This window comes from Pseudomonas sp. NPDC087626 (assembly GCF_044743405.1).
Classification (GTDB): Bacteria; Pseudomonadota; Gammaproteobacteria; order Pseudomonadales; family Pseudomonadaceae; genus Aquipseudomonas.
In genome coordinates this window covers 41,393-50,853 of sequence record NZ_JBIUWJ010000042.1, presented here as the reverse complement: position 1 = coordinate 50,853, position 9,461 = coordinate 41,393, and the positions used below count along the sequence as shown (strand labels likewise).

The 9,461-nt window shown below is 57.6% G+C and carries 5 protein-coding genes; 3 read left to right on the top strand and 2 right to left on the bottom strand.

Annotated elements, in window-relative coordinates; translation table 11 throughout:
- Positions 1-199: 199 nt before the first annotated feature.
- The gene (locus tag ACIOVD_RS25265) at positions 200-1,474 is read right to left on the bottom strand and encodes an Hsp70 family protein (protein ID WP_401130866.1); all 1,275 of its coding nucleotides are present in this window, start codon (positions 1,472-1,474) and stop codon (positions 200-202) included.
- 292 nt (positions 1,475-1,766) lie between these two features.
- On the opposite strand from ACIOVD_RS25265, the gene ACIOVD_RS25260 reads away from it, so the two are divergent.
- On the top strand, positions 1,767-2,708 hold the full coding sequence (locus ACIOVD_RS25260) for a DnaJ C-terminal domain-containing protein (protein ID WP_095171153.1): 942 nt from the start codon (positions 1,767-1,769) through the stop codon (positions 2,706-2,708).
- 39 nt (positions 2,709-2,747) lie between these two features.
- Positions 2,748-3,053 carry a chaperone modulator CbpM gene (locus ACIOVD_RS25255; RefSeq protein ID WP_095171081.1) on the top strand — a complete coding sequence of 102 codons (306 nt, stop codon included), beginning with the start codon at positions 2,748-2,750 and terminating at the stop codon, positions 3,051-3,053.
- 5 nt (positions 3,054-3,058) lie between these two features.
- Here ACIOVD_RS25255 and ACIOVD_RS25250 read toward each other — a convergent pair whose 3' ends face one another.
- On the bottom strand, positions 3,059-3,964 hold the full coding sequence (locus ACIOVD_RS25250; RefSeq protein ID WP_401130863.1) for an RHS repeat-associated core domain-containing protein: 906 nt from the start codon (positions 3,962-3,964) through the stop codon (positions 3,059-3,061).
- Between the two features lie 392 nt (positions 3,965-4,356).
- Between ACIOVD_RS25250 and ACIOVD_RS25245 the strand changes: the two genes are divergently transcribed.
- A complete protein-coding gene (locus ACIOVD_RS25245) occupies positions 4,357-9,441 on the top strand; it encodes an NEL-type E3 ubiquitin ligase domain-containing protein (RefSeq protein ID WP_401130861.1) in 5,085 nt (1,694 codons plus the stop codon).
- The last annotated feature ends 20 nt before the right edge of the window (positions 9,442-9,461 follow it).

The window sequence follows — 9,461 nt, the reverse complement described above, 5'->3', positions numbered from 1 at the left end:
AGAGCCTTTTGCTTACTTTTGGGCTCCTCCAAAAGTGAGCCGCTGTAAAAGCGGAACCATAGGAGGCCGTTACCGAAGAAATGGATATGTACTCGACCTAATCCAACACCCCGGCCAGCCCACAGGCCGCTACAAAGTTGTGTAGATACCTATGCCGCGATGGGGGCGATGGGCGCGATGGGCGCGCCGCAGTATCGGATCAATCCATCGAACCGTAACGCTTCGCCGCTTCAATCGCCAGGCCGCTGCCGATGCTGCCAAAGATGTTGCCTTCGACATGGCGGGCGTTCGGCAGCATGGCCGAGACGCTGTTGCGCAGGGCCGGAATCCCGCTCGAACCGCCAGTGAAGAATACCGTGTCTACCTGGTCGACACTGACGTTGGCGTCCAGCAACAGTTGGCTGACGCTGTTGCGCACGCGCTCCAGCAGCCCATCGATGGCTGACTCGAACAACGCTCGGCTCAGCTCCACGCTCAACTTAGGCTCGATGCGGTCCAGCGGCACGTGGCGGCTGTCGGCATGGGTCAGATGGATCTTGGTTTCTTCCACTTCCATCGCCAGCCAGTGCCCGGCGCGCTGCTCGATCAGTTTGAACAGGCGGTCGATGCCACCGGTGTCCTCGATGTCATAGCGCATGCTGCCCAACGCCAGCTGGGATTTTTGCGAGTACACCGAGTTGATGGTGTGCCAGGTTGCCAGGTTCATGTGCTGGCTGGTGGGCATGTAGGCGCCGCTTTTCATCCGGCTGCCGTAGCCGAACAGCGGCATCACGCCTTGCAGGCTCAGTTGTTTGTCGAAGTCGGTCCCGCCGACGTGCACGCCGCCGGTGGCGAGGATGTCGTCCTGGCGCTGGTCCAGGCCACGGCGCTCGGGTGACAGGCGCACCAGCGAGAAGTCGGAGGTACCGCCGCCGATGTCGACAATCAGCACCAGCTCTTCACGCTCGATGGTCGACTCATAGTCGAAGGCAGCCGCGATCGGCTCGTACTGGAACGACACTTCCTTGAAGCCAATGGCGCGTGCCACATCCACCAGGGTGTCTTCGGCTTCCTTGTCGGCCATCGGGTCGTCATCGACGAAGAACACCGGCCGGCCCAGCACCACTTCTTCGAATTCCCGACCGGCGGCGGTCTCGGCACGCAGCTTCAACTGGCCGATGAACAGGCCCAGCAGGTCCTTGAACGGCATCGCCGTGCCCAGGACGCTGGTGTCGTGCTTGATCAGCTTGGAACCCAGGAGGCTCTTGAGGGAACGCATCAGACGCCCTTCGTAGCCTTCCAGGTACTCGTGCAGCGCCAGACGGCCGTACACCGGGCGGCGTTCCTCGATGTTGAAGAACACCACCGAAGGCAGGGTGATCTTGTCGTCCTCCAGCGCGATGAGCGTTTCCATGCCAGGGCGCAGCCAGCCGACAGTGGAGTTGGACGTGCCGAAGTCGATACCGCAGGCACGAGCTGGAGATGCGTTTTTCATGTCTTTCTGGTTCCGGTTAAAAAACGGCCGCGCAGTGTATGTCAGTGCGCCGCAGAATCGAAGGCCGACTATCCGCTAAATCTCAGCTTTAAGTGCCTTGAAAGACTATCCTTGCTCCCCAAACTTACAGGCATGGCTTGGCAGTCACTGCGCGATCAACGGATTCGCCCGGCTGCCGATAAACTTCTGCTGCGCTGTCCGGTCACAACCTTGAGATCGGTCAAGCCCGCTGCGCCCCGCTGGTGCATGCTGGCAGACGGCGCGATATCGATAACGGATGGTGATTCCCGCGATGGACTTCAAAGACTATTACAAGATTCTCGGTGTCGAACCGACCGCTGACGACAAGACGATCAAGGCCGCCTATCGCAAGCTGGCGCGTAAATATCACCCTGACGTCAGCAAGGAAAAAGACGCCGAAGCCAAATTCAAGGACGCCTCGGAAGCCTATGAAGCGCTGAAAAGTGCCGACAAGCGCGCCGAGTACGACGACCTGCGCCGTTATGGCCAGCATGGGCAGCCGTTCCAGGGCCCGCCTGGCTGGCAGAGCCGTGGTGGTTTTGGCGGCGCGCAGGACAGCGGCGACTTCTCGGACTTCTTCAGTTCGATCTTCGGTAACCGTGGCCCAGGCTTCGGTGGTGCACAGTCTGGCCGCAGCGCCGGTCGGCGAGGGCAAGACGTGGAAATGGAACTGGCGGTCTTTCTCGAAGAGACCCTGTCGAACGAGTCGAAGAAGATCAGCTTCCAGGTGCCGCAATACAACGCGGCTGGCCAGCACGTCAGCAACACGGCCAAGAGCCTCAACGTGAAGATCCCCGCCGGCGTCACCGACGGCGAGCGCATCCGCCTCAAGGGCCAGGGCGCACCGGGAATCGGTGGCGGCGCCAATGGCGACCTGTACCTGACGATTCGTTTTGCGCCGCACCCAAAATTCGACGTCGAAGGCGAGAACCTGATCATCACCTTGCCGCTGGCGCCGTGGGAGCTGGCCTTGGGTGCCGAAGTGGCGGTGCCGACCCTGACCGGCAAGATCAACCTCAAGGTTCCGGCCGGCAGCCAGAACGGCCAGCGCATGCGCGCCAAAGGCCATGGCCTGCTGAACAAGGCCGGCGAGCGCGGGTACCTGTTCGTGCAACTCAAGGCCGTGATGCCCAAGACCTGCGACGACGAGGTCAAGGCGCTGTGGCAGGAACTGGCGAGCAAAGCCGCGTTCAACCCGCGTGAGCACTTCTGATCGAGCACATTCGAGTTCCAGAACCTGGAGTAACTGACAATGAGCAGTCCCCTGATCGTTCAACTGGACATGGCGCAATTCTGTGAGGCGACCGATTTACCGGACGTCTACGTGATCGAAATCGTCGAGCACGGCATCCTCGAACCTCAGGGCGCCCAGCCCAAGGACTGGCGTTTCAACGACTACGAACTGGCGGTCGCCAAGCGCGCCGCCAAGTTGCGCCACGACCTGGAACTGGAGTGGGAAGGCGTCGCCCTGGCGCTCGACCTGCTCGAAGAAGTGCAGCAACTGCGCGCCGAAAACCAGATGCTCAAGCAACGCCTGGCGCGGTTGGTGGTGGAGTAAGTGTTCTATTCCCTTCGCGTTCTGATACTGCCTTGAATCATCGACAAACTGACTTTTTGCACACTGCGCTGCGTGGGGTTTCCGCGGAGGTCGTAAGTTACGGAATATTCGCGGGTGGCGCCACTTGGTAGTGTTCTCGGCGGCGGAACGGGTGCGAGTTGAGGCTCATAGGGGGTGCTGTTCCAGATCTGACGGGAACTACTAGGTTCTCCAGGTTGCTGGTCGGGACTAAGAATACCTACTTGCCCACCGGTATCATTAAAGCGGGGTAACTGTCTCTTTGGTGGAATCGGCGGAGGAGCTTCACTCCGAATTGCGTGATCAGGAAAGTTGCGAGTGGTTTCACCCGAGTGCTTCCTGACCAATGGCTGCGTAGTTTGGGGCGCAGCCCCGCCAGGGAAGTTTGGATTGCTAATGCCCGTTTGCATTTGGTTGGCAGGTGAGGCGAGGGGAGTATCCGTAGAAGCTAGTAAAGGGGTTACGCTAGAGGTGCTGGAGGTCCTAGCCAGTGAGGTACGGCGGTTGGAGAGAAAATCCAGCAACTTAATATGCCCCGTCGGATCCGAAAAGTTCACCGGATCCCCCTCGCAATACGTATACGCATTCAACCCACCTCGTCCAAACGGGCTCCAACTGTCTGGGCTATGAAAACGCATCAATATCGGGTTGTAAGCGCGGTAGCCATTGCCTAGCAAGTACCAGCCCAGTCGCGCTTCGCGCAGTTCACCGTTAAAACCCAGCCCCGTCGTAACTGCCTGTTGTCCGGACTGCTGGCCGTAAGGAGGGTAAGCGATAGGGTTGGTCCGATCCACCGTAATCTCAGCGATGATCGAGCGTTTGTTATCGGTGGCCAGCAGCAGGGTTCGTGCCTGGCGCGAGCCGTCGCTACTGTCAGATCGAGAGTGGGTCATGACCGGCCTTCCTTGTGAAGAGGTGCGACGCGAATCAATTTTACCGATAACGCATAACGCGGGTAACTAGCAGAACTGCTAGTAAAGCGTCACCCTTGCCACCGAAATGCACCCGTCATATCAAATCGGACCGTTCGTCGAAGGTGCTCGACATGCAAATACTACCAGGGCACCACCTCAGAACAGGAAGTAATGTTGCGCCATTGACAATGGTATCTGTCGGCTTATTGCGCGGCGCATCCGGGCGGGTGGTATATAAGTACTTTCGGTATTCGGATAGTCGAAGATTAGCTCGTTGTTTGGCAGGCTTCCTTGCAGCTATTTGGTTTATTTATCGGCTCGGCTTTTTAGTAAGTTTGGTGCTCTTGAAAATAACGTGAGTGGACCAGACGATGGCTGAGTTAAATAAACCGTTTGCAAGTAGTGCTGAAACTGCACTCGCTGAGGATAAAGGGCCTCACTATGATTATGTAAAGAATAAACTGCCTGCCTGGCTTTTGCAGGCAACACCACAAAGACGCAGGGAACTGCGCGATGCCGGGTTGGCTAGGCCCAGCCGGCACGAAGCTGCAACCCAGGATCACCAGGCTGCTTTCAAGCGTAGCAGTCGGCAGAGTTACGCTACGCAAAATACGCTCGATCAGATGCTGGTTAACCTGCAGGATGTCAAGGCCTTTTCCCGCCCACTCCTGACGGCTGCAATTATGCAGAAGTTCAACGTTGCGGTGGATGTTGATACTACGCAGTTAGTGTACGCGGTCGCGAACCCCGAACCCTTTGGCAACGATATTCGATTAACCAGCAGCTTGCTGGATGCAGCCTTGCATAACTTCACCGAAGCTGACGAAACTGACACTTATGGTGAGACGCGCAGTAGCAGTAGTGTGTTGCTTGTTTCACCGCAAGGAAGGTTGCCGTTTACCGTTGAACAGTTTGCAGCGTTGTCTCGACAGTTGGACCTGGGTGCCAAGTATCAGGCGCATATCAAGAGCGCACTGGGTATCGCCGAGGTCGTGGCTGAAGGTGTCTTGAAGGCCAGGGTCATACTGAGTCAACAGCATGCGTTCAGTGCGGCCATCGATCTTGCGCGAATGCAGGGTGATATCGACAGGGTCACACCCGATTCAACTATTTATAACCTGCTTATCCAGGTCCGGGACAACCTCAATGACCTGACTCTGGATGACAAGCCTGTGCAATTTAACGGGCTGAAACTGCTCGGGGAAACCGAGTTGATCGGCGTGGTACTGATTGGGCCGGACCGCATCAGCAGTGAATCGGTACAGCGCCTGGTTGTGTACATTCCGCATGACCCGATCAGCCCGATCAAGGAGTACCCATCGGTGCAGCATTTCCACAGCGAGCTGCGTGAGCGATTGCGTGATCCTGCCTATCAGGAATTTTTCAGTCGGTTTGTCAGGCAGGAAGACAAGGCGCGTTTTTTCAGGCGGTTGAATGATCGGCTGACGCCGCTTAAATCGCAGCCCAACGGCCGTGTTTATGTAAGAACTCCAGATCCTGAGGCCAGGATCCATATGGAGGAAACGCCGGTTTTAGGGGCGCTTTGGGTATTTCTCTTCGACCAGCAACTGAACAAGCTCCTCAACGATGCAACGTTTGTTGCAGTGTCCACGGCAGATGTCGATGCGCAGGCGCGTAATGACAAACTGCTCGGCTATCTGGGTACGGCGCTGGCAGTGCTCAATGTCGTTGCGTTGTTTGTCCCGCCCCTGGGGGTGGCGATGATGGCTGTGATGGCGACGCAACTGACCTATGAGGTGGTAGAAGGCGTCGAGGCATTGGCGCAGGGCGACACGGATGAGGGTTTTGTCTATCTGATGGATGTTGCACAAAACCTCGCTCAGCTAGCGCTGCAGGCAGCCTTTGGTGTTGAGGGCGCAGAACCAGTTACCCCCCTCAAGCGCTCGCCGTTTATCGATAGTTTGAAACAGGTCACCTTGCCGGATGGCGAGACTCGGTTATGGAAACCCGATCTAGAACCCTACGAGCACACTGGAGCATTGCCGGCAGGTCTGAAGCCCGATGACCTGGGATTGCTGCATCACGATGGCCAGGCGTTCCTGGTCCTGGGGGATAAGCGCTACAGGGTGAAAATAGACCCTGCCAGCGGCAAGTACCGGGTCGTCCATCCTGCCAGGACAGAGGCCTATGGGCCTGAACTCAGCCACAACGGTTTCGGTGCCTGGAGCCATGAAGTGGAGCAGCCTCGGACTTGGGAGGGCCGCGAACTGATGCGACGGGTCGGGCCTGGTGTCGGCGAGTTCAGCGATGTTGAGCTTGAACAGATTCGCCATGTCAGCGACACCGATGAGGGCGTCTTGCGTCGAATGCACGTCGAGAGCGAGCCACCTGCACCGATGCTGGCCGATACGATCAGTCGATTTGAGGCGTACAGGCAGGTCGAGGAATTTATCGCTGATATGAAGAGCGCCTCATCCAGCGCTTCTGCAACCGATCATTCGATCAACCAGTTGCATGTCCTGACGCGGTATGGCACGTGGCCGGACACGGTATCGGTACGGATCATCGATGCGCAGGCGAAGACGCTCTGGGAATACGTCAATCCCCAGGGTGTACAGGGCAAGGTGCGGATCGTGCAGATCCATGACGCGCAGGTTCGAGGGGGGCGACTACTGAAAACGCTCCTGGAAAGTCTCACTGAAAGTGAAACCGATGTTGTGCTTGGCCAAGCGCCTGGGGCCCCGCGGGAAGTTCTGGAAAAACGCATCGAGGGACTGCGCGCGCGCATTGCTCGTGTTGCCGAAAGCCATAAGGTCGAGTTCTTCAATGATATCTACAACGCGAGGACCGACAGTAGCGATCCACGGCTCAATCTGATCAAGTCGCGCTTTTCCAATGTGCCCACGAGCTTGGTTGAACAGTTGCTGGCCGACGCTAGCCCTGGTGAGCGTCAGCAAATGGCCAAATGGGACTTTGCCGACAAGCTGCAAACCAAGCCCATACCCCTGCGCCTGGCGGAAGAACTGCGCTGGATCCAGCGCGAGGTACGCCTGTCACGAGCCTATGAGGGGCTTTACCTGGACGATTTGATGGGGCAGGACGCAGAGAGGCTGGTACTCAACTCACTGAAAAAGCTGCCAGGCTGGTCGGATGATTTGCGCATTGAGGTTCGAGACGGCTCGTTCAGCGGTGCGCTGCGGTCCAGTGTCGGCCCCGAGAGTGCTGATAGCCGAAAGGTGTTGGTGCGTAATGACCAAGGGCGGTACGAGGCCCGAGATCAGAATAATGAGCATTTGCACGGGGCCGATGATCTTTATGCTGCTCTTCAGCATGCCTTGCCGGATACCCAGCGCAAAGCGCTAGGCTTGCCTGATGTGGGGCAGGGGCCAGAGTTGAAGGCGTTGATCAGGCAGCACCTATTGACGCGCGGTGAGTTGCGCTCGTTATTGGGGATGCAGCCGATCAATCCTGGATTCAGGGCGCCCCAGCGCTTGATCGATGGTCGCCTGGGTTATCCACTGTCGGGGCGCGGGACGGGTTTGAATTCCGTACCGGTATCGGACGAGGCAAGAGTGCTCAAGCTGTTTCCCAGCTTCACTGATGGTCAGGTTGAGGGTTTCCTGGAGATGTTGGGAGCCGAGCGGGAAGTGTATCTGGTCAATTTTGAGGCGGAGCATCAACGGTTGCTGAGCTGGTCTGAGCAATGGCTATCGACGCCGTCCACGCGTGTTTTGCCAGATGGCAGTGTTGTCGCCGTCGAGCAGTATGAAAAACAAGTGGTCGCTGAGTTGCTCAAGCGTTGCTGGCAAAGACAGTCACTCAAATACTCGCGCTATGGTGTTCGTCGGGGGTATGAACTGAGGCTGCGAGGTCGAGCGGTTGGGGCGCTGCCTGCTCTGGAGGTGGACTTTGGTCATGTGAATTTTTTGGACCTCAGTGACATGGGCCTCATGGCGGCTCCCAATGAGTTTCTCGAATCGTTTCCCTCTGTTCAACGTTTGGAACTGCAGGCCAACCGTCTTGTAGACATACCCACGCAACTGGATGAAATGCCCAGTCTTGCCTATTTGGACCTGTCCGGTAACCGCATCAGGTTAACCACCGGCGAAGCGGTTTCACTGGCTCGGATGAGCAGGCTCAGAGAGTTGAATCTAAACCACAACCCGTTGGAGCGAGTGCCTGATCTAAGCCAGATGAAGGAACTGTGCGTGGTTCGCTTGCAGGGCACCGGAATCAGTCAATGGCCAGTCGGGCTGGCCGATCCCCCCCGCCTGGAAATGGTCGATTTGCGTGATAACCAGCTCACCTCGTTTCCCGAATGGGCGGTGAATCCACCTGCGCAGCAGTCGGCGGCCATCAATCGGGTATTAAGGTTCACTGAACTGAACGGCAATCCTCTTTCCGATCAAGGCATCGCGCAATATGGGGAGATTCTGACACGTATCTACCTGGACAACGATGAGGCCGGATTGGCGCCCGTCCCCCCTGATTCGCCGGCTGATCGTGGTGCTGCCGGCGGCACCCTGGCGCCCTCGGCGCAGCGTCTAGAGCGCTGGATGCGCGATACGCCAGCGCCGGAGCAGAATGTCAGAAGGACGCAATGGGCACTCCTCGACAGTGAAGCCCTCGCTAGGGAAGCCGCCGCAGGAGAGGCTGGAAGGGCGGTCAGTGAAAGCGAGGAATTTTTCCGGCTACTGGAAAAACTACATCAGACGGCCGAGTACAAAAAAGCCTATCCAGACCTCAAGGCTAGGGTCTGGGCGGTGCTGGATGCGGCTGAAGAAAACGCAGTGCTGCGTCGTGAACTGTTCCAGTTGGCAGGGGAGCCAGAAACCTGCAGCGATCGTGCTGCGCTGATGTTCAGCCAGCTGGAAATCAAGGTCCTGACTCACAAGGCCCTGGCGCGCGTCGGCGATAGCGACGCAGGTCTTCAATTGCTCAATCTGGCCAAAGGTCTGTTTCGTCTGGATGAGGTGGAAGCGTTTGCGCTCAAGGACATTAACGAGCGCATCAAAACCATAGTCCGTTCCGATACTTCGACGCGCGACAAGGGCCTCCAACTGCTGTTGATGGATCAAATCGAAGTGCGGCTTTCTTATCGGGTCAACCTTAGGGACAGGCTGGACCTGCCAGGGCAGCCTACGAAGGCAGAATACGCGGGTTCGCAATACGTGCCTCGCGCCAAGCTGCAGGAAGCAGAACAGTATGTGCACAGCCTCAAGGACTCGAAGGCCGAGATTGAATCGATCGCGCAGCGTGATTTCTGGGCGCAGTATTTGAAAGAAAAATATCGCTCCAGGTTCGATCTGGCCTATGAGTCAACCCTTGAACGCCTGGAGCAGTTGGACATCGCCCGCACTTCGATGACCAGTGATGCCTACAACACTCAGTCCAAGGCACTGGCCGTCGAGGCCAGGGTTGTCGAGCAACGGCTCATCGACCTGCTGACACCCGAGGAAATACTCAGCCTGGAAAATGGCGGTAATGCTGCTTAGCGGATAGCTCCAACCCCGAA